The organism is Specibacter sp. NPDC078692 (genome assembly GCF_040686835.1).
GTDB lineage: Bacteria > Actinomycetota > Actinomycetes > Actinomycetales > Micrococcaceae > Specibacter.
In genome coordinates, this window is sequence record NZ_JBFBLV010000033.1 from 14,706 (window position 1) to 35,816 (window position 21,111).

Genomic DNA, 21,111 nt, shown 5'->3' on the forward strand with positions numbered 1-21,111 from the left:
CCACCATGACAGCAAGCACAGTATCAGACACTAGCCAGCGGCCCGATCAGGCCCCCGAGCAGCCCGCCCCTGCCGCGAAGCCCGCTCACCAGATCGCCGATATGCCTCGCCGAAAATTCTTCCTCACCATGGGTGCCGCTGCGCTGACCACGACTTTCCAAGCCAACATTGCCCTGGATGCTCAACTCACCGAGCGCAGCCAGTACCGCATCGCCACTCCAGATAACGAAGCCAACCAGACTGCCGCTGCACGTTTTCCGGGCCGGACCTGGTACCTGTTGGGTGGTTTCCGGGTCAGCTACCGCGACGCCGGGCGCAAACTCGAGGCGCTGCAGCCGGCCATGAACCAGCGCGCTCCAGCCTCCTACATTGGCTACTCCAATGAAGGTATCGATATCGCCCAGCTGTTCATCGCCATCCAGCGCGACATCCACGCTCGCAACATCGACACCGTGTATTTCTACGGAGACAGCTTTGGTGGGATGGCCGCCGTCGTACTTGCTTCTTTGCTGACGGAAATTGGCGTAAAAGTGCGGCTGATCGTGATGGGATCAAGCCCGTCGAATGTGGCTGACACCTTGGACCCCGGCAAGGAATACATCTCGATCGCCGGAAAAGTGGTGCCGTATCTGGGGCTACTGGGGCGGCTGGGTGCGGGACTTTGGGGTGGGCTGAGCAACCCGAACGGTCAGGGCATGTATGAGGCGGCCCGCAGTGGTGTGGCTCGATCGTTGGATTCGAACAATAATTCGCTGATTCTGAGCACCACCCAAGCCACGTTCCTGCAAGCGTTCCCCCGGCAGTTCGACGGCGGCGTGCCCACGAGCACCGGGCTCGGGCTCATTTACGATCCCGAAGACTTCATAGTCAATGCCGCCATGGCCAAACTTGGCTGGGAGGCGCTGCTGCCGCGCAATCCACGGTTCGCCTACGACGTTCCGCACACCGGGCATGCAAGCCCGGAAATTCATCCGGACGTCTACCGCACTGCGCTCTCGGTGGTTCTGGACGCCTTGGATCCGCGGCCGCTCACAGTAAAGCCGGAGCAGCCCATCTTCTAGGCGGCCCCGGCTCGGTGTGTTCCGGCTCGGTACGTTCCGGCTCGGTACGTTCCGGCTTGGTGACCGGCTAGCGGCGCTGGGTCTGGGCGAGCAGTTCTTCAAACGGCAGCGACGTCATATCCGAGGCCTCACGTTCGGCGCGCTTGGCCTTGTGATCGATCAGGACGGCTCCCGAGGTTCCGGCGGCAGATCCTTGCTGGCCGGTCAGGACGGTCACCAATTCTTGCGCGGCCTGCCCAATCCGGCGTTCCAAGGTGTTGGTGCCGGAGCCGCCCCAATCCTCCGGGGAAGCGTAGATGGCGGTGGGCATCGTATTGGCACGCAGGTAGCTAAAGAGCGGTCGGATAGCCATGTCCAGCACCAGGGAGTGGCGCGATGAGCCACCCGTAGCACCGAACAGCACGGGCATTCCGTCAATGAACTTCGGATCCAGAACGTCGAAGAACGACTTGAACAAACCGCTGTAGGAAGCGCTGAAGGTAGGAGTCACGGCGATCATGGCATCGGCAGCTTCCACCCGCTTGATGACCGCGGCCAATGCCGGTCCGGCGTATCCGGACACCATATTGTTGGCGATGTCGGTGGCGTAGTCGCGCAGATCAATGACGTCAATGATGGGTTCGGTCCCTGCCTGGCTCAGACGCGACTGTACATCAGCGGCAATTTGGTCCGCCAGCATACGGGTGGACGAGGGAACACCGAGGCCTGCCGAAATGACTACTACCGTACGCTGCATTATGACTCCTTAATTCATGCGTTTGCATCTAATTGAGTCAACAGAGAGAATTCCGGAGTTATTCCCGGCGTTGGTTGAGGCCAGCGAAACAGCGCCTAGCCCGCGGCTCCAGCGATGGTTCGAAGCTTCGCGACTAGCGCAGCAATGGCGGTTTCTTCTGGAACGCTAGCGCACTGCTACGTCCGCGCATTCGGGCCACTCGAAGGAAAAATACTGGATGGAAAGTTGCTGGTGAGATCACTGGAAGCAGAGCTCAGTTACGGAAGAGGTCAGCTACTGAGGAGCTCAATTGCTGGTAGATAGCTCGCTGAGATTGGCGAGGTACTCCGGACGCAGCAGTTCGTTGAGCTGTTCTTCTGTGAGGAGTTTGCGTTCGAGCACCAGCTCGGCCACGCCGCGCCCGCTGGCCAGTGCTTCCAGAGCAATGGCTGTTGAGGTGGCGTAGCCAAGGCGCGGGTTGAGCGCGGTGACCAGACCAATGGAGTGCTCAACTTGTGCGCGTAGCTTGTCTTCGTGGGCGGTGATGCCGCGGATGCACTTGTCGGCCAAGGTAATGCAGGCCGCTTCAAGGTGGCGCATGCTCTTGGTCAAGCTGTACACAATGACGGGTTCAAAGGCGTTGAGCTGCAACTGCCCGCCCTCGGCCGCCATGGTGATGGTGACATCGTTACCCACCACCTCATAGGCCACCTGGTTCACCATTTCCGGGATGACAGGGTTGACCTTGCCCGGCATGATGGAGGATCCCGCCTGCACAGCCGGCAGCGTGATTTCGCCGAAGCCGGCGCGCGGACCGGAGGACAACAGTCGCAGATCGTTGCAGATCTTGGATAGTTTCACGGCCACGCGCTTGAGCACACCGGAGAGGTGCACAAAAGCACCGACGTCCTGCGTGGCCTCAATCAGGTCAACTGAAACGGTCAGCGGTAGCCCTGAGATCTCCACAAGGTGGCGGCAGGCCAGTTCTGAATAGCCCCGCGGAGCGTTCAGCCCGGTGCCGATTGCCGTGGCGCCGAGGTTGATCTCATGTACCAGCAGCGTGGATTCGGCCAGCCGTGCCCGGTCCTCGCCCATCGTCACCGCGTAGGTGTTGAACTCCTGGCCGAGCGTCATGGGCACCGCATCCTGCAACTGCGTGCGGCCCATTTTCACCACGGTCCTAAATTCCAGAGCCTTGGCAGCGAAGGCATCGCACAGGTATTCCATGGCCCCGACCAACGATTTCGCCGCGAAAATGGTCGCCACGTTCACGGCCGTCGGGTAGACATCGTTGGTGGACTGGCTCAGGTTGACGTGGTCATTCGGGTGCAGGTGCTGGTAATCGCCCTTGCGGTGACCCAGGATTTCCAGTGCCCGGTTGGCGATGACTTCGTTGGCGTTCATGTTCGAGGACGTCCCGGCACCTCCCTGGATAACGTCCACCACGAACTGGTCGTGCAGCTTCCCGGCAATGATGTCCTGGCAAGCTTGAATGATGGCTGCGGCCCGGACGTCGTCGAGCAATCCAAGTTCATGGTTGGCCTGCGCTGCAGCCTGTTTGACCATGGCCAAGCCGTTGACCAGATGGGTGTTGTTACTCAGCGGGATACCGGTAATGGGGAAATTCTCCACGGCACGCAGCGTGTGCACACCCCAGTAGGCGTCCGCGGGGATGTCGCGGTCACCAATCAGATCATGTTCGCTGCGGTATTCAACGGGATCGGATACGGGCGTGGTGGACATGGTTTCAGTCATGACTCTCCTAAGAAAGGCGCATCATTGCGCCACAAAATTGCACTCTCTGGTGCGGATAAACGTTCGGATCAATAGCTTGTTTAGGGTGCTGCTCGATAGACACTAAAGGGGAACTGGCAGCCCCAGAAGTTCGCCCACGTGATGCCCGCCGCCATAGACGGGGAGGCGATTGAAAGCAGTCATTTGCTCAGGGTCGACTCCTAGGGCGATGAGTGCCGGAGTTGCCGCCGGCATACGAGCTCGGTCGCCGCCGTCGGAAATTTTCAGTGCCACGGCGCTGCCATCAGCGAGGGCAATCACCTGGATGCCTTCAAAACCGTCCTTGGCCAGGAGCCCGGGAACTGTCTGCATCAGCGCGGTGACGTCGCGGCCGCGGCCGGCCACCATCCCGGGGTGCGCGCGCATGGCGTCTGCAACGCGGCGTTCCGGGGTGCCCGGTTTTGCCGTGACCATGCGGGCGAAGGCGCGGGCCATGCCCGTCAGTGACAGCGCAAACACCTCGGTGCCGCAGCCGTCGGTGCTGACGATGGTGATGGCCTCGCCGGTGAGATCTTCCACGGTGGCCCGGATGAGTGCCGCGAGCGGGTGATCTGCGTGCAAGTAGTTCTCCACCGACCAGCCGTTATGCACGCAGGTGGCCAGCAACGCGGCATGCTTCCCGGAGCAGTTTTGGGTCAACTGGGTGGGGCCATTGCCTGCGGCCAGCCACTGCACCCGTTCCTCCACACCGTAGGGCAGATCGGTGGAGTTCCCCAGATCAGCCGGGGTGAGGCCGGCTCCTGCCAGAATGGCTGCCGCGGTGCTCTGGTGTTCAGCTGCGCCGGAATGGCTGGCTGAGGCCAGCGCCAATTGTTCATCGGAGAGTTCCACACCGGCGCGCAACATGGCCACCGCCATGAGCGGTTTTAGGGCGGAGCGGGGGTACATGCGGGCGGTGGGCTCTCCACGCAGGAGGACGCTCCCGCCGTCGGACGTCAGGGCAACGAGCGAACCATAATGGACACTCTCAATGAGGTCGCCGCGCGTCTGCACGGCGAGCGGTGCGTGGGCCGGAAAATTGCTGCGGTTCATGCTTGGGTGGCTCCCATGATCTGGCTCAGGGCGGTGTCGACGGCGGAGAGGTGCGTGGCCATGGCGAGGCCCGCGTCCTTGGTGTTGCTGCGTTGGATCGCGTCGAGGATGACGAGGTGTTCGGCGTCGGATTGGCGTGCCCGGCCGGTGATGAGGTTGATGGTTTCGGACTGGTTCACCATGGCGTCACGGATGTCGTTGACGACGCTTTCAAAGACGCCGTTGCCGCTGGCGCGGGCGATGGCGCCGTGGAAGGCGGCGTCCAGGTTGACCCAGATTTCGGGGTCGTCCTCTTCGGCCATGAGGGTCAGGATGCCGCGCATTTCCTCGAGTTGTTCGGTGCTGCGGCGGGTTGCTGCGAATTCGGCGGCGGGCACCTCGATGTGAGGGCGGGCCTCCATGAGGCTGCGGGCCGAGAACTGACCCAGGACCAGATCGCTCGATGCTCGGCTGGCTATGACGAAGGTGCCCTTGCCGGTCTGCGTTTCCGTCAGGCCCAGCGCGGTGCAGGACCGGAGGGCTTCACGGACCACTGAGCGGCTGACACCATATTGGGCTGCGAGCGCGGTTTCGCTGCTGAGCTTGGTGCCAACGGTGAGCTGACCGCCCTCAATGGCGGAGCGGATGGCTTGGAATACGGCCTCGGCGGCGCTCACCCGGACGATTTGCGACTGTCCGGCTGTCCAGCTGTCTGACAGGCTCATAGTGAAGACCATGACACGGCTCACAGCGCGTGTCAAGCCATCCCTGCCAACCGGCCCGACGCTAGCGCAGCAATGGCTGCTTTTTCGGGAACGCTAGCGCACTGCTTCGTCGACGCTTATGAGCCAGTGGACGAAGCAAGCATTGCCGATAACCACGATTCGGCTGCCACTTATTGGTTTGGACAGGATGGTGCACGCTCGCATCTGCCTCCACGAGCATGCGGCTTAGGCGCTGGCATGCGTGCAGGGCGCTGATTCGGGGGCTAGATACGTAATGGCTGACGCAGCAGCGGCCGCCAGCCGCCCGGGTTCTCTCGACAATCTCCGCGCCCAACGTTGTACTTGAGCCATGACACTTCCATACATCGCAGTCACCGGCGCCACCGGATTCATAGGCGGACACACGGCCCGGACCCTCGCTGCCGCTGGCCTCCCCCAGCGGCTGATTGTCCGCGACCCAGCGCGGGCACCGAAACTTCCACTGGCGGATGTAGCGGTGGCAGCGTTTGGTGACCGCTCCGGCGTCGAACATGCACTCGAGGGCATCGACACGGTTCTCATGGTCTCAGCCGCGGAAAGCGCCACCCGTTTGGATGAGCACAAGGCGTTCATAGACGGTGCCGTGGCTGCCGGGGTGCGGCATATTGTCTACACATCGTTTGTGGCGGCAGCTCCGGATGCGCTCTTCACGCTGGCCCGCGATCATTTCGCCACGGAGGAACACCTGCGCGCATCGGGCATGGCGTGGACGTTTCTGCGGGACAACTTTTACCTGGACTTCATGCCCATGATGGTAGGGGACGACGGCGTCATCCGCGGCCCGGCGGGGACCGGCAAGGCCGCGGTGGTCTCCCGCCGCGACGTCGCAGCCGCGGCTGCAGCTATCCTCCAAGATCCTGCTGCGCATGCTGGCCGGACGTACCAACTCACCGGCCCAGAGGCCCTCACCATGGCGGAAGTTGCGGCTATTCTCAGTGCCGGTTTGAAACGGGACATCAGCTTCCACAACGAAACAGTGTCCGAAGCCTATGAATCTCGCAAAGCTTGGGATGCTCCGCAATGGCAATACGACGCCTGGGTGTCCACGTATACCGCCATTGGCTCGGGCGCGATGGCACAGCTGAGCACCTCCGTCGAGGAACTCACAGGGCACAAGCCGCAATCCCTCGCCGAATTTCTAGCCGCACAGACCGAGTGATCCTCGTGCCCCAGAACTAGGGCTGAAGACCGCTTTGACACTAGAGGAGTCACTTCATGCTGAATTGGTACTCGGCCGGAACATCCTGCCCTGGGCAGACCTGAGTCCACAGGTCCGAGATTGAGTTGGCTCCTTCGCGGAGGTCGGCCACTTCCAGTCCTGCCGTGAGAATCGCGGCGGCGGCAGCGTCCTCCCCCAGTGCAGCGAGTGCCGTGGCTTCTAGGAACCGGGCCCTGCCCAGTGATGCCAGAGATTCGGGTGCACGGCTGAGCGCATCCAGCGCCACAGCGGGCTCACCGTTGTCCAGAGCCAGAGTCATGGCCTCGACCAACAGTTCACGGCAGCTGGGATCTACGCCGCAAGCTGCCCGCAACTGGGACAAACCACCGGCCACATCCCCAGAAGCTATCAGCGCCAACCCCAAACCGCGGTGTGCCAATGAACGGCTGCGCGCGCTCAAGGGCTCCCCAGCCACGAAGCTCCCTTCAAGGGCCGTTCGGTACAACGCCGCAACCACACCCTGATCCCCCGCAGACGTGGACGCCCGGGCATGCACCATAACGGCGTGGTGGAATGCGCCCTCGGCACTGGCATTCCGGCCAGCCGTGAGCAGGTCTTCCCAATCCAGTCCGCGGACAAAGGAATCAGCCCCCGCGAATGGCTGACTCGGCACCTCTCCCGAAGACGCTTCAAAGGGCTTCTCCACAATCCCTTCGTTGGCGTTGAGTAGCTCCAGCCATGGCGCCTGGTCTGCGGTGAGCGTCTCAACCCCAAAGGGTGTGCCAGCCTCATCGATCCAGTCAGTGGTGGAATGGTGGCGACGAACCCGCTCCAAAGCACCCCAACCGTTGCCAGCCACCACCATTTCCGAAGGCGGCAGATCAGCCCAGCGTCCGGCGTCGGACAGGGCATTGGCAATACTGCGCTCAGAGACCAACGCCTCCACGCGTTGCGCGCCATGGGCCGCGGCGGCGTTCCACTCCCCCGCGGCGAGGGCCGGATCAAGGCCCGCGTTGCCGTACGCCTCAACCCACTGCCAACTGGACCCGGCGGGCATGGGTACGTGCTCAAACTGGGTCTGGGCCAAGCCGGCCTGGATCTCCGCATAGCGCCGCGGCTCGCCAGAATCCGAGGGCGACAGCCACTCCTGCCACCGGTGCCCGCCCACGCCTTCGCCCCAAACAAACAGCTTCCGACCGCGCAGCTGGGCCGAGGAAATCAGCGCCAGCCCGTCGCCGTCGGCATCGGCGGCAACTTCCCAGCGCCGCTCCTCAGGGGCAATATCGAAGAAGAAATCCGCCGCCTGAGTGTTGTTAGTGGGCCACGTGGCATCCGTGCCATGGAAGTTGGTGGTGTCCACGCGGGTCATGGAACCGTCATAATCGGTCGCGTAGGCGTGCGTCGCCGGGGCAATCACGCGTGTGTCCGGCGACTGCGGAACGGCCGCATTGCTCCACCAATACATGGGCACGGTTTTGTCGTTGGGGTTGCGAATGCGCACGGCCACCAGGACCACGTTGGAGTCGGCCGGCAGCCATGCGTCGATCTGGAACACCACCTCGCGGAGCCTGTCGAACTCCCACATCCGCAGGATTTCCTGACCCTCCGGCGTGCGCACAATCGCCGTGTGCAGCGGCACGCACGTGGTGGGCGAATGCCCGCGCGTGCCAATGTTGTACTCAATCCCACCGGCGAACCAGGCATTGCGCAGGGCCAGATTCGCGAACTGAATCTTCTCCTGCGTGTGCAACAATTCCTTGCCCGTGGCCTTGTCCGTGAGCTCCCACAGACGCCCGCCCAGCTGCGGCAGGAAGGTGGCCTTCAGATGCTCATTTTCAAGCACGACGGCGGTCAGTTCCGTTGCGCGGGTCTCTCGCGAATAGCTCTCCTGCATGGGATAGGGGTAAATGTTGCTGACCTTGCCCCAGCGCACCCCCGCTGAGATCTCTTCGGGAATGCCTGCGCCCACGGTATAGGGCGGCTCCAGCAGCGGCTGCACCGAAGGCAGCGGCGAATCGGCGCCCAACTCTGCCAGCTCAAGGGTCCGGGTTGTGATTTTCAGGGTGGAGACGGCTGACATACGGAAGGTCCAATCACAGTCGAGGGGCACGCAAAAAGCAGGAGATCTCTATTGCTGTGAGCCTAGCGGATTTGGCCATCCACGTGCTTGCTAGTACCTACCTCGCGGCCCGATTTGCACTTGATTCCGTTTCGCCACCATGGTGATGACGCTAGCCCGCCCAATTGCGGCGCTCAGGGCGGCCCCTGCTACCAGAGCCGCAGCACCCCAGTTCACCTCTCCCCCGTAGGAGAAATACACCCCACCCACCATGGCCGCGCCAACGCCGAGTGCGAATACCAGAACGTGCAGTTCCTGGTTCCGCACCCTCCGCAGCGGCCAAGAAATCAGCAGCGCAAGCGGCAACCCGATCAATACTGCGACGGGGAGGCCAACCATCATAGACGCGGCTAGGAATCCAAGGCCCAGCCCATTGGCTCCCTCCGTCACAAAGTTGGCGACGGTCAATCCCAAGCAGAAAACGAAGAACGTCACGAACCAGCCAATCAATACCGCCGGGACCCCATACTCCATTCTGAATCCGGCCACCTTTTCCTCACTCATGCCGATCCCCGGCAATGCTCGCAAGCGCACCGCTGAGTTCCGGATGCTTCCAGATGAAGCCTGCATCCCGGAGTTTCCGCGAGGCCACCCACCTGCTCTTGAGCACCAGCTCGGTTTCGGTCCGAATCAACACCGCCCCCATCTTCAGCAGCCATGCCGGGGTGGGGACCCCGAACGGTGCCCGGTTTGCGCTGCGCACAGCCCGCATCAGCTCGGCATTCGTCACCACCACTGGAGACGCGATATTTACGGGTCCCGTGATCTCCCTGTGCTCGTGCAGAAACACCACGGCGCGGAACAAATCCTGGACATGAATCCAACTGAATATTTGCCCACCATCACCCATACGCCCACCCAGCCCCAGCCGCGCCAGATTGTTGAAGGGGCGCATCACGCCACCGCCAGGGCCCATGACGATGGAAATCCGAAGCGGGATCCGCCGCGTCGACGGAGTGTCCGCGGCAGCGAGCGTTTCCTCCCAGCCCCGCGCCACCTCGACGGAAAAACCGGAGCCACGTTCGCCGTCGTACTCATCTTGAGGCCTGTCCCGCGCATCACGATAGATGGTGCCGGTACTGGCGTTGAACCAATCGCGCGGCGGATTTGCGCAGGCCGCCATGGCCCGGCCCAGCTCGGCTGTGGTCTCGACCCGGGACCGCACGATCTCGGCCTTGTTGGCAGGGGTGTAGCGGCAGGAGACCGATTTTCCGGCGAGATTGAGCAGCAAGTCAGCGTTATCCAGCAGTGCGGTGATGGCGGCAGTGTCGCCCCACGCGGCGTCGGCGATTGAGCCGTTGCGGCCCACGGTTCGCACCTGCCACCCGGCAGCGGCAAACTGTTGGCGAAAATGAGCGCCAATGAACCCGGACGCCCCGGCGATGACAACGGTTTTCACGACTGAACCTTCGCCTTGAGCGCGAGCACTTCCTCGACCAACGGTTTGACCACCGGCAGGCGCGAGAATGCAACGAGCTTGGCGATCAGCGGCGCTGCTCCGTCGATCAGGGTGCGGGTGCGGCGCTGGCCTTCGGAGCGGTCGTACACCCAAAACAGGACCACACCCATGTACCCGAGCCACAGCAGTTCGGGCAGTTGGGCGCGGAGGAATTGTGGCACCTTGGCTCCCTCCACCACTTCACTGAAAATTCCGACGGCGGACTCCCGGACTTCCCGCGACGGCTCACCAAACGGATTCAGTGGCGATTGCGGCGGAAGTGCGCTGCCAATCAACGCGCTGCCGAAGGAGTGATACGGCGTGAGTGCGTCAATGCCGGCGTGCAGTGCGGCCTTGAGCCTTTCGGCTAAGCCGCTGGCATCGGCCAGCGCCAAGATGGCGGCGGCCCGCTGCTCGGTGACGGATTCGCGGTAGAGCTCCAGGACCAGTTCATCTTTGGAGGCGTAGTAGTAATAGGTACTACCCAGGGAGACTCCGGCGTCGGCAGCAATCCCCCGCATGGTGGTTTTCGCGTAGCCCTTGGTGCGGAACATGGCCATGGCAGTTTCACGTACCAGCGCCTTGGTTTGCTCGCTCTTGCTGTCCATCGGTTGCGCGTCCATACCGAATCCCATCTTTTGAACGTGTTCAGTTCTGAGTAAAGCACCATTTTTGAACACGTTCAACTTTTGGAACTGCTGGAGGGCTAGCTGGGTTTCTCAGGATTCTCAATGCTCGTACCCAATGAGCCAATGCAGGCCGTGACGGTCAATAACCTGCCCGTCGCAGGCTCCCCATGGTTTTTCAGTCAGAGGATCCACAACAGTTCCGCCCACGGCCAGCTCGGCGAACCACTCCTCGAGCACGTCTGCGTCCGCGGTACCAAGCAGGGAGAGCATGGCCCCTTCCATCCGAACCGTTTGTTGTCCCGTGGCAGCATCCGACCCCGCCAAGGAGACCGGACCCAGGAGCATTCCATGGGCTATCGCATGGCCGGGACCATCGGTGCGGCTGAATTCCTCATAAGTGTGCAGCACGAGCTCCCCACCAAAGATGTCGGCATAGAAAGTGAGCGCTTCACGCGCGGTGCCGGGAAAACTGAGATAGATCACGGGGGCTGGTGCGGTGTGTGTCATGGCGCAATCGTAATCAAACCGTCGTCGCTGGCGCTACAGCCATAACGAACATCCCCGGGACGGAACGGTTCGACTCCCCGACCCGGCGTCGATACATTGGTTACTGCAATCCATTTCGGAATTGGAATCCGAGGGGACAGATTGACTGTGAATTCAAACACGAGCGGCATGACCCGCGTGAACACCAGAGCCGTGCCATTACTGATCGTGGCCCCGGCCTGCGCACTGATCGTGGCCGTGGTTCTCTACTTAATTCTCAGTCCCCTGATCCCCAGCCAGATTGCCCGGCATGTGGGACCCGACGGCGTTGGCTACAGCTCGACGGTTCTCATCATGGCTGTCATCTTCGCCGCTTCCATTCTCCCGTTCCTTATTGGCTGGGTCCTGGCCCGCGGGTTCTTCCGGGACGGTCACTGGTTTCCCACCCAGAAAGCCGTGGTGGTCTGCTTCGTGTCACTGGGCTACGGCGTGATTGGGGTGGCGCTGGGAACAATACTCAGCACCGTGGACTTGGACCCGACTGAGGTGTCCGGCAATTCTGTGGCCATGGGCATGTTGGGTTTCCTGCTGTTATTCACCGCAGCCGTTTGCACGTACCCGGCTCTGCTCCCCCGCGCAGGGCATGAGCCCCTCCCCCGCGAATACTGACAACACCGCGCCTACGGCGCACGACTGCCAAAAAGGTCCAGAGCCCGCTTGAACCGCTGCCGGGGCGTCCGCTGAACGTGACCCGGACCTGCAGGAGCGTTGGGCCAAACACCCCCCCCAGGTGAGGGAGCGTCTTTTTTGGAAGGGTTCTGCGTCATCGATCGGCGCCGGTAGGCGTCCAGTTGCCGTGGAACCCGGCGGGAACTCGGCCCGGAAGGTGCACCCGAGCGACATCGTCGAGGGTCTGGGCGTCGAGCAGCACCAGGTCACTCCGGTCACTGGCCCGGTCCAGGACATAGCCCATCAGCACGCCCCCGTCCTCTGCGGAGGTGTCGGACAGGGGCACGAAACAAAACTCACCGGCCTCCTGGCCCGTACCGAGTCGGCGGACTTTAGAGGTGCCGGCCACGAGATCGTGCTTGATCACGCCGTCGCCTCCGAGTGCGCGCTCGAAGCCGACCGCGTAACCATAGCGGTGCCGGGATCCAGTCAGGCGCTGGTCGATCCGCGGGAACTCCTGCGACTGCTGGTCGAACTGCTCCTCACGCACCTTGCCCGCCAGCAGGTCGATCGTGAAACGGGTCAGTGTCGAAGGGCCCTCGTTCGGTCCATGCAGGTCGGTGGCGAACATCCGATCGTGCCGGATGACGTCAATGGTCACGCTGTGCGGAGCTTCGGGCGGCCCCTCCTCGTAGGCGTTGAGGGTGTGGAAGACAAAGCAGGGTTCGATCTCGAACCAGCGAACGTCGTCGCTCCCGCCGTCACGCGGCAACAGCCCGATCCGGGCGGAGTATTTCGAGTCCCAGGAGTAGGGCAGCACGCTCGGCGCCTGGTCGCCGCCGGTGGCCGCGCCGCGTGCAATCCCGTCAATCACCTTGTCCGGCAGCGGGTTCTTTCCGATCAGCCGGCTCATCATGAGACGCGCAGGCAGTCGCATCAGTCGCGGCATCGTGCGTGTGACAATCGAGGTGTCGAAGACAACCGGCAGGTCGTAGAGCACCACATAGTGCTCAGTCAGTGCGAAGTCGTGCATCATCGGACTGCCACCGACCTGGACGTCGACCGAGTGCCGGATCAGGCCGTCGGTGCCGAGCACCGAGTAGTTGACCCGGTTGCCCCGGAGCCAGTTGTAGGTCACCGCATGCAGTTCCCCGGTCAACGGATCTTCGTGCGGGTGAGCCGTGTACCCTCCCCGCTGCATCGGGCCGGTTAGGGTGCCGCCGAAATCACAGGGCCCGACGGTGTCCAACTCCGCGGTCAGTTCGTAGGGAGGGGAACCGGACTCAACCAAAGCCAGGGTGCGTCCTGCATGCTCGAGCACGTTGGTATTCGCCGCGAAGTCACCTGGATTACCGCTGCCGGGCGTCCGGGGCTCCCCGAGCGCGTCGGTGACATGGGCGGACCGGACATAGCGGTTGCGATACCACTTGGCTTGGCCGTCGGCGATACGGACGCCGTGCACCATGCCGTCGCCGAGGAACCAATGGTAGTTGTCACCGGGGTCAACCACCGGATTTGGTCCGATCCGCAGGTAACGACCGTCGAGATTGGCCGGTATTTCACCGGTTACTGGCAGATTCGTCGCGGTGCGCTCCTCGCGTACGGGGGCAAGGCTTCCTTGAAGATAGCGATTCGTCATGTCAACATCCTCCAATAACAGTGTTATTACTTCAGGTATAACGGCGTTATGTAATAATGTCAACCATGAACCCTCCATTCGAACCCTCCACACCACGCCCCGGATTGGCCTCTGGGGTCCGCCGGAACCTGCTGGAAGCGGCAGCCCAGCTGCTCAGCGAGGAAGGACCCGCTGCCCTCTCGGCCCGTCGACTGGCCACGGAGGCGTCTACCTCGACGATGGCGGTCTACACTCAATTCGGCGGGATGCCCTCCCTGGTCCGGGAACTGGTGGCCGAAGGCTTCGCGAGACTTCGGGAGCGTCTGGCTGCCGTCGAGCACACCGACGACGCGCTCGAGGACCTCGTCCGGCTGTGTCGGGCATACCGGGAGAACGCACTGGAGTACCCGCACCTCTATGCAGTGATGTTCGGCGGCGCCTCGCTAGGCGGCTACCGGCTGACCCGCACGGAAATGGACGTCGGCAGGGACACGTTCGCGGTCCTCGCCGAGGCGCTCGACCGGGTGATGGGCGCCGGAGTGATCCCGCGAGAGAATTCCCGGCACTTGGCCGGCCAGTGCTGGAGCGCCCTGCACGGTTACATAATGCTCGAGATTGCCGGCATCTATCGAGCCGAGGACGGGGCGACCCAACAGGTGCTGGATCCGCTACTGTCCCGACTGCTAACCGCACCGGTCACGATGGGCCATTGAGCCTCAATCCACCAACCCAGACTCCCGGAAAATGATCCCGGTCCCGCTTTCTGACGCTGGGATCCCGGTGTCAGAAAGCGGGACCGGGATCATTTCTGCCCGGCGGGCGCCTACGCGATCTTCTTCCGGTAGGCCAACATGGCGAAAACGTACGCGACAAGGAGGATGCCAACGCACCAGATGAGCGCGATCCAAATGTCCGCGCCCACCGGCTGTTGCGCCAGCAGGTTCCGGATCGTGTCGACGATGGAGGTCACCGGCTGGTTCTCGGCAAACCAACGCACCGGGCCCGGCATAGTCTCCGTAGGAACAAACGCCGAACTGATAAACGGCAGGAAAATGATGGGATAGGCGAAGGCGCTCGCCCCGTCCGCCGATTTAGCCGTGAGCCCCGGAATAACGGCGATCCAGGTCAATGCCAGCGTCAACAGCAGCAGAATTCCGGCCACGGCCAGCCACGTCAAGAGCCCAGCACCCGAGCGGAATCCCATAATGACGGCCACTAGTACCACAACAATCACTGAGACCGAGTTTGCTACCACCGATGTCACCACATGTGCCCACAACACCGAAGACCGGGCAATTGGCATGGACTGGAACCGCTCAAAGATGCCGCTCTGCATGTCCAGGAACAGCCGGAATGCCGTGTAGGAGATGCCGGAGGCTATGGTGATGACCAAGATGCCCGGCAGCAGGTAGCTCACATAGGAGTCCGTGCCCGCGTGAATGGCCCCACCAAAGACGTAAACGAAGAGCAGCAGAAACCCGATCGGCATGATGGTGGTCGTGATGATGGTGTCCATGCTGCGTGTAATGTGCCGCAGTGACCGTCCGAGCAGGACTGCGGTGTCGGAAAAGAAATGCTTGCTCATGATGGATCCTTAGTCCGTTGTGGTGGTCTCCCGAGCAACTCCGGCGCTGCCCTGGTGCCCGTTCCCGCCAACAAGGGCAAAAAAGACGTCCTCGAGAGTGGGTTGTTTTTCCACGTATTCGACCTTGGCCGGAGGCAGCAGCGCCTTCAGTTCGGTCAGTGTGCCGTTGACGATGATCCGTCCCTCGTGCAGGATCGCGATGCGATCGGCAAGATGTTCGGCCTCGTCAAGGGTCTGCGTGGTGAGCAGTACAGTGGTGCCGTGGCCGGCAAGTTCCTTCACCGCAGCCCACACCTCAAGGCGCGCCTGCGGGTCGAGCCCGCTGGTTGGCTCGTCAAGAAAAATGACCGGCGGGTCGCCTATCAGGCTCATCGCAATGTCCAGCCGGCGCCGCATGCCTCCGGAGTAGGTGGCGACTTTCCGGGAGCCCGCCTCGGTCAGCGCGAACCGCACCAGGAGGCCATCAGCCACAACACCTGGGTCCGCCACATGCCGCAGCTTGGCTACCAGCACAAGGTTTTCCCGCCCTGTCAGAATTTCATCGACGGCGGCGAACTGGCCTGTGAGGCTGATCGATTCCCGCACCTTGCCGGGCTGGGAGGCGACGTCGAATCCGTGGACGGCGGCAGCACCGGCGTCGTGCTTCAAGAGGGTGGAAAGGATCTTCACGATAGTGGTCTTGCCAGCCCCGTTGGACCCCAAGAGGGCGAAGATGCTGCCGCGGGCCACCTCGAAATCCACGCCCCGCAGCACGTGCACATTCTTAAACGACTTCTCCAGACCCTGCACCGAGATGGCCAGGGATTGGGGCGTAAACGCACTCATGGCGGGCTCCGCTAGGCTTCCGTGATGCCGTCAATGGTATCGATCAGGCGCTGTCGTTCCTTGCTGATCCACTGCCCTTCGGCGTAATTCGCCAGAAACGCCTCCACGAATTCAACGGGGTCCGCGCCGACCAGGTCGCGAATCGGGGTGCCGTCCGCCGCCGCCTGTTCGAAAAGATCGCCGAGGTCCTGGAACATCGTCACCAAAACATCGCCCTTATTAATGGCGCCAAAGTACGTCAGGTACCGCTCGATCGCGTCGACCGCCGTGCGATACGGCGCCGGCAGTGCTTGCATGCGCGCCTTATTGGCCTTGTATTGCTTCTTTTGCTCGAGCGATCCAGTGACCGTCTCGATCCATTTTGCAGCCATTATTGCCATCCTCCACGACGGAGTTTCTCCAGCCTCTCGGCCACGAAGCCCCACGTTCTCCAGAATTCTTCAAGTTGTTCCCGGCCCTGCGGATTCAGCGAATACACCTTCCGCGGCGGGCCCTTTTCGGAGGGGACCTTGACGACGTCGACCGTCCCGTTGCGCTCGATCCTCACCAACAGCGCGTACACAGTGCCTTCAGCAATGTCATCAAAGCCTTGAGCCCGCAGTTGCGCGGTGATTTCGTAGCCATAGGCGGGCTGCGTGGCCAGAATAGCCAGAACAATGCCCTCCAGAGTGCCCTTGAGCATCTCCGTCATTTGCTTCCCCACGGCACACTCCCCTCAGCTACTTAGCACTACTAGTTACAAGTACATAGTAGCGCTAAGTAGTAGAGGTGGGAAGGGGCGAGCTAGAACAAGAACCGCACCAAAAACGCTAGGTACACCACGATCTCGGCGCCGCTCGAAATGGTGCCCTCACCTCGCGTCGGCAATTCGAAACCGCAGATAAATCGATTCGCATCGTCCAGCTGATTCGAGTCGCCACATATGGCCTGTTCCGAGGCCGCGAACGGGCCATATGTGGCGACTCGAATTCGGTAACTCGGGAAATTAGGGCCTGAACAGCTCAGCTTCAGACAATAATCGCCGCAGCAACCACTACGGGTTCGTCCTGACCATCCCATCGGGCAGTTAGCGCGGGTCCGGACTGGCGAGCACCCGAGGTGTCTAGCTCGCGCAGCACGGCGAAGTTGATTGACCCAGCTGGAATAGTGGTGACTCCTGCAGCAGTTCGCGGGGCCTCGAAGCGCAACTCCGGCAGAGCGGCGTCGTGCGTTCCTACACTGCTCACGGAGACGGTGACAGGAAGGGCCTCGAACGAATCTCCCACCACCAACTGCTCCGGCGCTTGCGGCTTCCCCAAGACTATGGCGGCGGCAAGCTCGTGGAGATAAACCGGATCGGCCGTGGCATCATAGACCCACCGCGTGCCAAGAACCGAGTGGTCTATGGTGGTCACCAGGAAATCCTCAGCACCCTCCAACGGGGCGCCACGATAGGTCAACGGCACCTGATACGTCGCACCATCGACGGCGAGAACGTGAGTTTCGATTCCCACCTCACCGGCGGGATCGTCGAAGCGAAACGCTCCGAGTCGCACCAATGTGGACGCTTCGCCGCGGAACCACGGCTGCGACGGCAGCCATTTCTCAAGGAGTTCGGACTTGGATGGGCTCAACTGCGCGTCATAAATAATGGCCATGCGCCCCAGTCTAGGCCTCGCGGTGAGGCGCCCGATTGCGCGACATGAGGGCGGTGAATCTGTCGGTGCACCTGCACAGGCTCCAGGACGCTGGTTACATCATCCAAGAAAAGACCATCCAGGGCCGCACCCCGGTCACCTACCTCGGCATTACTGCGCGTGGGCGGGCAGCGTTTCTGGAGTACCGGCAGAACCTGCTCGAGCTCCTCGCCCAGTAACGTCTGAAGTACGACGACGGGAGGTCACCTTCTTCGCGAAGGTGACCTCCCGTCGTCGTACTGGGTGGGATAGCGATCCCGAAAAGGGAACCAATGGTGGGATAGCGTTTCGGAAAAACGCACCAAAGGTGGGATAGCGTCGCTGAGGGGCTGAGGCTAGATGTCCAGGTGGGTGGGGCCGAACATCTTCAGGAGCACGTCGACCACCACTACGTTGGGGCCGTCGGCTGCAAAGGCCGCCTTGAGCGCGTCCCCCACATCCTCCGGCTTGACCCGTTGAGCCGGCACGCCGAAGGCTTCGGCCAGCTTCACGAAGTCCGGCCGGGCCAGCTCGGTGTGGGTAGCCTTGCCGAAGGTGTCGATCATGTATTCGCGCAGGATCCCGTAGCCACCGTCGTCCACAATCAGCCAGGTGACAGGCGCGTTGTGCTGACGAGCCGTGGCCAATTCCGAGATGGAGTACATGGCGGAACCATCGCCGGCCACCGCCAAAACCCGCGGCGACTTACCCTGACTCTGCAGGCCCAGCGCCGCTCCGAGCGCCGCCGGGAAACCATAGCCCAGCCCGCCAGCACCCTGGGCCGAATGGAACTCGCCGTCCTTGGAATCCCAGCAACTCCATCCCCAATAAGCGGAGATGGTCATGTCCCAAAAGGTTTGCATATCGGCAGGGACGGCGTCGCGGATATCGGCCATGAATTTCCGTTCCAGGCCCAAATCCTGGCTGTCCAAGCGCGCCTGAACTTTCGCAAGAGTTTCCGCCACCACGGCCTGCGGTGTGGCGCCGTGCCAATCGGCATCGTCCCGCAACGATGCGTCCAGAGCGTCATCGAGAGCGCTCAGTGCTTGTCCGGCGTCGGCCCGGATACCCAGCGCGGGGCGGTTGGATTCCAGTACGCGCGGTTCTGCGTCGATCTGGATGATGCGCCCGCGCGGCTCCATGGTGAAGTAATTGCTGGAGACCTCCCCCAGCGAGGAGCCGATGACCACCAGCACATCAGCGTCTTCAAGGACCTCGGTGACGTAGCGGTCCTCCATCCACGACTGCAAGGAAAGTTCATGGTTCCAAGGGAACGCCCCGTTGCCACCGGGTGTGCAGACCACGGGTGCGTTGAGCTTCTCGGCGATGGAGAGCAACTGCTTTTCAGCGTGTCCGCGGCGGGTGCCACCACCGGCCACAATCGCCGGGCGCTTGGCGGCCGTCAACCACTTCACGGCCTCCCTGACAAGCTCGACGCGCGGCGGGTTGTCGAACGGTTCGGCCAGCGCATCCTCGACTGCGGGCACGAAGATGGGATCCAGCAGCACGTTTTGTGGCACTTCAATCCAGACCGGGCCCTGCGGAGAAGACACGGCTTCGGTCCACGCATCCTGGATGGCCGACGGAATTCCGGAGGCATGCTGGATGAGTCGCTGGCTCTTGGTGACGTTGGCTGCGGAGGCTTTTTGGTCATCGAGCTGGTGCAACATGCCCTTGCGTCGGGCTCCCAAACCCTCCAACGGAATCTGGCTAGCCACCACAATCATGGGTACACCGGTGGCGTAGGCTTCCTGCAATCCGGCCAACGCAGTAAGTGCGCCGGGGCCCGTGGACAAGAACAGCACCCCCACTTCACCGGTGGCACGGGAGTAGCCGTCGGCGGCAAACGCCGAATTGTTCTCCACTCTGGAGGACACAAAGTGCAGGGACGATCGGCTGAGCGCATCGAAGAGGCCCAAGGCGTGCTGGCCGGGAATACCAAAAACGGTCTTGGCACCCAGTGCGGTCAGGGTCTCTACGACGAGGTCGCCACCGTTGCGCTGGGCTTCCGGTGCTTGGGCTTCCATGGTCTGGGCCTCTGCGGCCTGAACCTCCGTGGCGTGGTTTTTCATGTTCAATCCGTTCGTCACTTGGTTTCCCCCTTAGTGGCTGCCGTGGGCGCGAAACCGGCGGGCCGGCGTCGTGCTTCCGCGTCAAGGGCCTGCGCGGCGTAACCGTTCGGGGTGCCAAAGCGGTCACCTTCCACATGATTGTCGGCCATCAACGTGACGAGTTCGAAGCCCACGTGGCTGGCGGCGATGCCGGTGATTTCCGCATGATCATAAGCCGGGGCGACCTCCACAATGTCGGCGCCGACCAGGTTCATGCCGCGGAATCCACGAATGATCTCGATCAGTTCGCGGCTGGTGATGCCGCCGGCCTCGGGCGTGCCGGTGCCAGGTGCATGCGCGGGGTCCAGGACGTCAATGTCGACCGAGATGTAGAGCGGGCGCTTGCCGATGCGGTCACGAATCTTGGCCACAGTTTCCAGCACCCCCTGGTAGTAGACGTCTGCCGCTGTGACGATGCCAAATCCGAAGCGGTGATCGTCGTCGAGGTCCTTCTTGCCGTAGAGCGGACCGCGGGTGCCGACATGGGAGATGGCCTCGGTGTCCAGGATGCCTTCTTCGACAGCTCGGCGGAAAGGGGTGCCGTGTGTGTATTCGGCACCGAAATAGGTGTCCCAGGTGTCCAGATGCGCGTCAAAGTGCAACATGGCCACGGGCTCGCCGGCACGTTCGGCGGCAGCGCGCAGCAGAGGCAGCGAGATGGTGTGGTCGCCGCCGATGGTCAGGAGTTTGGCGCCGTCAGCCGTTAGATCGAGGGCGTTTTGCTGGATGGTTTCAATGGCTTCGTTGATATTGAAGGGGTTCACGGCCATGTCACCGGCGTCGGCCACCTGGCAGTTCTCAAAGGGGGAAACATCCCAGGCCGGGTTGTACGGGCGCAGCAGGCGGGACGCCTCGCGCACGTGATTGGCGCCGAAGCGCGCACCCGGGCGGTAGGAAACGCCGCTGTCGAAGGGGACGCCCACAACGGAGACATCAGCCTTCGCCACCTGGTCCAACCGTGGCAGGCGTGCGTAGGTTGCAGCACCGGCATAGCGCGGAATTTGAGCGGAATCGATCGGGCCAAGATTCCCATTGGCCTCGATGCGGAGCTCTTTCATGGACGTCCTCGTTTCATGTGGCATTTTCTCAGGCGGGTCCCGCACAGTAGACGTGCGTCACACCCAAACAATTGTTCACCATCGTACAACCGATGTTCACTAATGGGAACCAGAAGTTTCATAAAGGATACTTTTTATGCTCGACGCCGGACCCGATACCCAGGTGCCCACCCCGCCGTGCGCTTCCCGTGCGCTCCCGTGCGCTCCCGTTCAAGAAAGCCGTCGATAATGCCCCTCGCCGCCGCACTATCTACGGCGCTGGTCACTAAGGCGGCACGGACTACTCCGCCGGAAGAATCCCGTGACACAAAAACCAGGCCGTAAAGATTTCGTCAAGACAGGGGTCTGCGAGCCCAACCCGGTGCTAGTCTCCATAAGCCGCCAATGGACGGCCACGACACGGAAGGCCCCTTC

Annotated in this window: 22 protein-coding genes; 5 read left to right on the forward strand and 17 right to left on the reverse strand. The window is 62.2% G+C overall.

Annotated elements, in window-relative coordinates; translation table 11 throughout:
* Positions 1 to 5 precede the first annotated feature (5 nt).
* Positions 6 to 1,061: an alpha/beta hydrolase gene (locus AB0O97_RS17380; RefSeq protein WP_363884343.1), complete on the forward strand. Its 1,056-nt coding sequence runs from the start codon at positions 6 to 8 to the stop codon at positions 1,059 to 1,061.
* Positions 1,062 to 1,128: 67 nt separating this feature from the next.
* Here the strand turns inward: AB0O97_RS17380 and AB0O97_RS17385 are convergent, their stop codons facing one another.
* The 4 genes from AB0O97_RS17385 to AB0O97_RS17400 all read right to left on the reverse strand — a co-directional run bounded on the left by AB0O97_RS17385 (position 1,129) and on the right by AB0O97_RS17400 (position 5,306).
* Positions 1,129 to 1,797 (reverse strand): FMN reductase, encoded by a 669-nt coding sequence (locus AB0O97_RS17385; protein WP_363837364.1) that lies wholly within the window; start codon positions 1,795 to 1,797, stop codon positions 1,129 to 1,131.
* A gap of 285 nt (positions 1,798 to 2,082) precedes the next feature.
* Positions 2,083 to 3,519 (reverse strand): aspartate ammonia-lyase, encoded by a 1,437-nt coding sequence (gene aspA, locus AB0O97_RS17390; RefSeq protein WP_363884382.1) that lies wholly within the window; start codon positions 3,517 to 3,519, stop codon positions 2,083 to 2,085.
* A 114-nt stretch (positions 3,520 to 3,633) separates the two neighbouring features.
* Positions 3,634 to 4,602: an asparaginase gene (locus tag AB0O97_RS17395; RefSeq protein WP_363884345.1), complete on the reverse strand. Its 969-nt coding sequence runs from the start codon at positions 4,600 to 4,602 to the stop codon at positions 3,634 to 3,636.
* A complete protein-coding gene (locus tag AB0O97_RS17400; protein WP_363884347.1) occupies positions 4,599 to 5,306 on the reverse strand; it encodes a FadR/GntR family transcriptional regulator in 708 nt (235 codons plus the stop codon). The genes AB0O97_RS17395 and AB0O97_RS17400 overlap by 4 nt, the downstream gene beginning before the upstream one ends.
* Before the next feature lie 349 nt (positions 5,307 to 5,655).
* On the opposite strand from AB0O97_RS17400, the gene AB0O97_RS17405 reads away from it, so the two are divergent.
* A complete protein-coding gene (locus tag AB0O97_RS17405; RefSeq protein WP_363884349.1) occupies positions 5,656 to 6,504 on the forward strand; it encodes an SDR family oxidoreductase in 849 nt (282 codons plus the stop codon).
* 49 nt (positions 6,505 to 6,553) lie between these two features.
* On the opposite strand, the gene AB0O97_RS17410 is transcribed toward AB0O97_RS17405, so the two are convergent.
* From AB0O97_RS17410 to AB0O97_RS17430, 5 genes are all read right to left on the reverse strand, one after another.
* Positions 6,554 to 8,584, reverse strand: a complete 2,031-nt coding sequence (locus AB0O97_RS17410) for a DUF5107 domain-containing protein (RefSeq protein ID WP_363884350.1) — start codon at positions 8,582 to 8,584, stop codon at positions 6,554 to 6,556.
* Between the two features lie 90 nt (positions 8,585 to 8,674).
* Positions 8,675 to 9,127, reverse strand: a complete 453-nt coding sequence (locus AB0O97_RS17415) for a hypothetical protein (RefSeq protein WP_363837376.1) — start codon at positions 9,125 to 9,127, stop codon at positions 8,675 to 8,677.
* Positions 9,120 to 10,022: a TIGR01777 family oxidoreductase gene (locus tag AB0O97_RS17420; RefSeq protein ID WP_363884352.1), complete on the reverse strand. Its 903-nt coding sequence runs from the start codon at positions 10,020 to 10,022 to the stop codon at positions 9,120 to 9,122. Before AB0O97_RS17420 ends, AB0O97_RS17415 begins: the two co-directional genes overlap by 8 nt.
* Positions 10,019 to 10,684, reverse strand: coding sequence for a TetR family transcriptional regulator (locus AB0O97_RS17425; protein ID WP_363884354.1), 666 nt, complete (start codon positions 10,682 to 10,684; stop codon positions 10,019 to 10,021). The genes AB0O97_RS17420 and AB0O97_RS17425 overlap by 4 nt, the downstream gene beginning before the upstream one ends.
* Before the next feature lie 105 nt (positions 10,685 to 10,789).
* Positions 10,790 to 11,197, reverse strand: a complete 408-nt coding sequence (locus tag AB0O97_RS17430; RefSeq protein WP_363884356.1) for a VOC family protein — start codon at positions 11,195 to 11,197, stop codon at positions 10,790 to 10,792.
* 141 nt (positions 11,198 to 11,338) lie between these two features.
* Here AB0O97_RS17430 and AB0O97_RS17435 point away from each other — a divergent pair, with 141 nt between their 5' ends.
* Positions 11,339 to 11,845, forward strand: a complete 507-nt coding sequence (locus AB0O97_RS17435) for a hypothetical protein (protein ID WP_363884357.1) — start codon at positions 11,339 to 11,341, stop codon at positions 11,843 to 11,845.
* 154 nt (positions 11,846 to 11,999) lie between these two features.
* Here the strand turns inward: AB0O97_RS17435 and AB0O97_RS17440 are convergent, their stop codons facing one another.
* On the reverse strand, positions 12,000 to 13,484 hold the full coding sequence (locus AB0O97_RS17440; RefSeq protein WP_363884358.1) for a carotenoid oxygenase family protein: 1,485 nt from the start codon (positions 13,482 to 13,484) through the stop codon (positions 12,000 to 12,002).
* 65 nt (positions 13,485 to 13,549) lie between these two features.
* On the opposite strand from AB0O97_RS17440, the gene AB0O97_RS17445 reads away from it, so the two are divergent.
* Entirely contained in the window at positions 13,550 to 14,176 is a 627-nt protein-coding gene (locus AB0O97_RS17445) for a WHG domain-containing protein (protein WP_363884360.1), read from the forward strand.
* A gap of 110 nt (positions 14,177 to 14,286) precedes the next feature.
* Here the strand turns inward: AB0O97_RS17445 and AB0O97_RS17450 are convergent, their stop codons facing one another.
* The 5 genes from AB0O97_RS17450 to AB0O97_RS17470 all read right to left on the reverse strand — a co-directional run bounded on the left by AB0O97_RS17450 (position 14,287) and on the right by AB0O97_RS17470 (position 17,510).
* Positions 14,287 to 15,048: an ABC transporter permease gene (locus AB0O97_RS17450; protein ID WP_363884362.1), complete on the reverse strand. Its 762-nt coding sequence runs from the start codon at positions 15,046 to 15,048 to the stop codon at positions 14,287 to 14,289.
* A 9-nt stretch (positions 15,049 to 15,057) separates the two neighbouring features.
* Positions 15,058 to 15,873: an ATP-binding cassette domain-containing protein gene (locus tag AB0O97_RS17455; RefSeq protein WP_363884364.1), complete on the reverse strand. Its 816-nt coding sequence runs from the start codon at positions 15,871 to 15,873 to the stop codon at positions 15,058 to 15,060.
* A gap of 11 nt (positions 15,874 to 15,884) precedes the next feature.
* Positions 15,885 to 16,244, reverse strand: a complete 360-nt coding sequence (locus AB0O97_RS17460; RefSeq protein ID WP_363884366.1) for a DUF1048 domain-containing protein — start codon at positions 16,242 to 16,244, stop codon at positions 15,885 to 15,887.
* Complete coding sequence (locus tag AB0O97_RS17465) at positions 16,244 to 16,576, reverse strand: PadR family transcriptional regulator (RefSeq protein WP_363837399.1); 333 nt, start codon at positions 16,574 to 16,576, stop codon at positions 16,244 to 16,246. The genes AB0O97_RS17460 and AB0O97_RS17465 overlap by 1 nt, the downstream gene beginning before the upstream one ends.
* Before the next feature lie 304 nt (positions 16,577 to 16,880).
* Positions 16,881 to 17,510, reverse strand: coding sequence for a hypothetical protein (locus AB0O97_RS17470; protein ID WP_363884368.1), 630 nt, complete (start codon positions 17,508 to 17,510; stop codon positions 16,881 to 16,883).
* Between the two features lie 44 nt (positions 17,511 to 17,554).
* Here AB0O97_RS17470 and AB0O97_RS17475 point away from each other — a divergent pair, with 44 nt between their 5' ends.
* The gene (locus AB0O97_RS17475; protein WP_363837404.1) at positions 17,555 to 17,728 is read left to right on the forward strand and encodes a transcriptional regulator; all 174 of its coding nucleotides are present in this window, start codon (positions 17,555 to 17,557) and stop codon (positions 17,726 to 17,728) included.
* Between the two features lie 156 nt (positions 17,729 to 17,884).
* On the opposite strand, the gene AB0O97_RS17480 is transcribed toward AB0O97_RS17475, so the two are convergent.
* Together AB0O97_RS17480 and speB are read right to left on the reverse strand one after the other, a co-directional pair.
* Positions 17,885 to 19,555: a thiamine pyrophosphate-binding protein gene (locus AB0O97_RS17480; protein WP_363838156.1), complete on the reverse strand. Its 1,671-nt coding sequence runs from the start codon at positions 19,553 to 19,555 to the stop codon at positions 17,885 to 17,887.
* Positions 19,556 to 19,614: 59 nt separating this feature from the next.
* Positions 19,615 to 20,697, reverse strand: a complete 1,083-nt coding sequence (gene speB / locus AB0O97_RS17485) for an agmatinase (RefSeq protein WP_363884370.1) — start codon at positions 20,695 to 20,697, stop codon at positions 19,615 to 19,617.
* Positions 20,698 to 21,111 lie beyond the last annotated feature (414 nt).

What these genes read in the sequence shown, in the direction of transcription:
- AB0O97_RS17380 (WP_363884343.1), top strand. Translation starts at nt 6, where the DNA reads ATGACAGCAAGCACAGTATCAGACACTAGCCAGCGGCCCGATCAGGCC.
- AB0O97_RS17385 (WP_363837364.1), bottom strand. Translation starts at nt 1,797, where the DNA reads ATGCAGCGTACGGTAGTAGTCATTTCGGCAGGCCTCGGTGTTCCCTCG.
- aspA (WP_363884382.1), bottom strand. Translation starts at nt 3,519, where the DNA reads ATGTCCACCACGCCCGTATCCGATCCCGTTGAATACCGCAGCGAACAT.
- AB0O97_RS17395 (WP_363884345.1), bottom strand. Translation starts at nt 4,602, where the DNA reads ATGAACCGCAGCAATTTTCCGGCCCACGCACCGCTCGCCGTGCAGACG.
- AB0O97_RS17400 (WP_363884347.1), bottom strand. Translation starts at nt 5,306, where the DNA reads ATGAGCCTGTCAGACAGCTGGACAGCCGGACAGTCGCAAATCGTCCGG.
- AB0O97_RS17405 (WP_363884349.1), top strand. Translation starts at nt 5,656, where the DNA reads ATGACACTTCCATACATCGCAGTCACCGGCGCCACCGGATTCATAGGC.
- AB0O97_RS17410 (WP_363884350.1), bottom strand. Translation starts at nt 8,584, where the DNA reads ATGTCAGCCGTCTCCACCCTGAAAATCACAACCCGGACCCTTGAGCTG.
- AB0O97_RS17415 (WP_363837376.1), bottom strand. Translation starts at nt 9,127, where the DNA reads ATGAGTGAGGAAAAGGTGGCCGGATTCAGAATGGAGTATGGGGTCCCG.
- AB0O97_RS17425 (WP_363884354.1), bottom strand. Translation starts at nt 10,684, where the DNA reads ATGGACGCGCAACCGATGGACAGCAAGAGCGAGCAAACCAAGGCGCTG.
- AB0O97_RS17430 (WP_363884356.1), bottom strand. Translation starts at nt 11,197, where the DNA reads ATGACACACACCGCACCAGCCCCCGTGATCTATCTCAGTTTTCCCGGC.
- AB0O97_RS17440 (WP_363884358.1), bottom strand. Translation starts at nt 13,484, where the DNA reads ATGACGAATCGCTATCTTCAAGGAAGCCTTGCCCCCGTACGCGAGGAG.
- AB0O97_RS17445 (WP_363884360.1), top strand. Translation starts at nt 13,550, where the DNA reads ATGAACCCTCCATTCGAACCCTCCACACCACGCCCCGGATTGGCCTCT.
- AB0O97_RS17450 (WP_363884362.1), bottom strand. Translation starts at nt 15,048, where the DNA reads ATGAGCAAGCATTTCTTTTCCGACACCGCAGTCCTGCTCGGACGGTCA.
- AB0O97_RS17455 (WP_363884364.1), bottom strand. Translation starts at nt 15,873, where the DNA reads ATGAGTGCGTTTACGCCCCAATCCCTGGCCATCTCGGTGCAGGGTCTG.
- AB0O97_RS17460 (WP_363884366.1), bottom strand. Translation starts at nt 16,244, where the DNA reads ATGGCTGCAAAATGGATCGAGACGGTCACTGGATCGCTCGAGCAAAAG.
- AB0O97_RS17470 (WP_363884368.1), bottom strand. Translation starts at nt 17,510, where the DNA reads ATGGCCATTATTTATGACGCGCAGTTGAGCCCATCCAAGTCCGAACTC.
- AB0O97_RS17475 (WP_363837404.1), top strand. Translation starts at nt 17,555, where the DNA reads ATGAGGGCGGTGAATCTGTCGGTGCACCTGCACAGGCTCCAGGACGCT.
- AB0O97_RS17480 (WP_363838156.1), bottom strand. Translation starts at nt 19,555, where the DNA reads ATGGAAGCCCAAGCACCGGAAGCCCAGCGCAACGGTGGCGACCTCGTC.
- speB (WP_363884370.1), bottom strand. Translation starts at nt 20,697, where the DNA reads ATGAAAGAGCTCCGCATCGAGGCCAATGGGAATCTTGGCCCGATCGAT.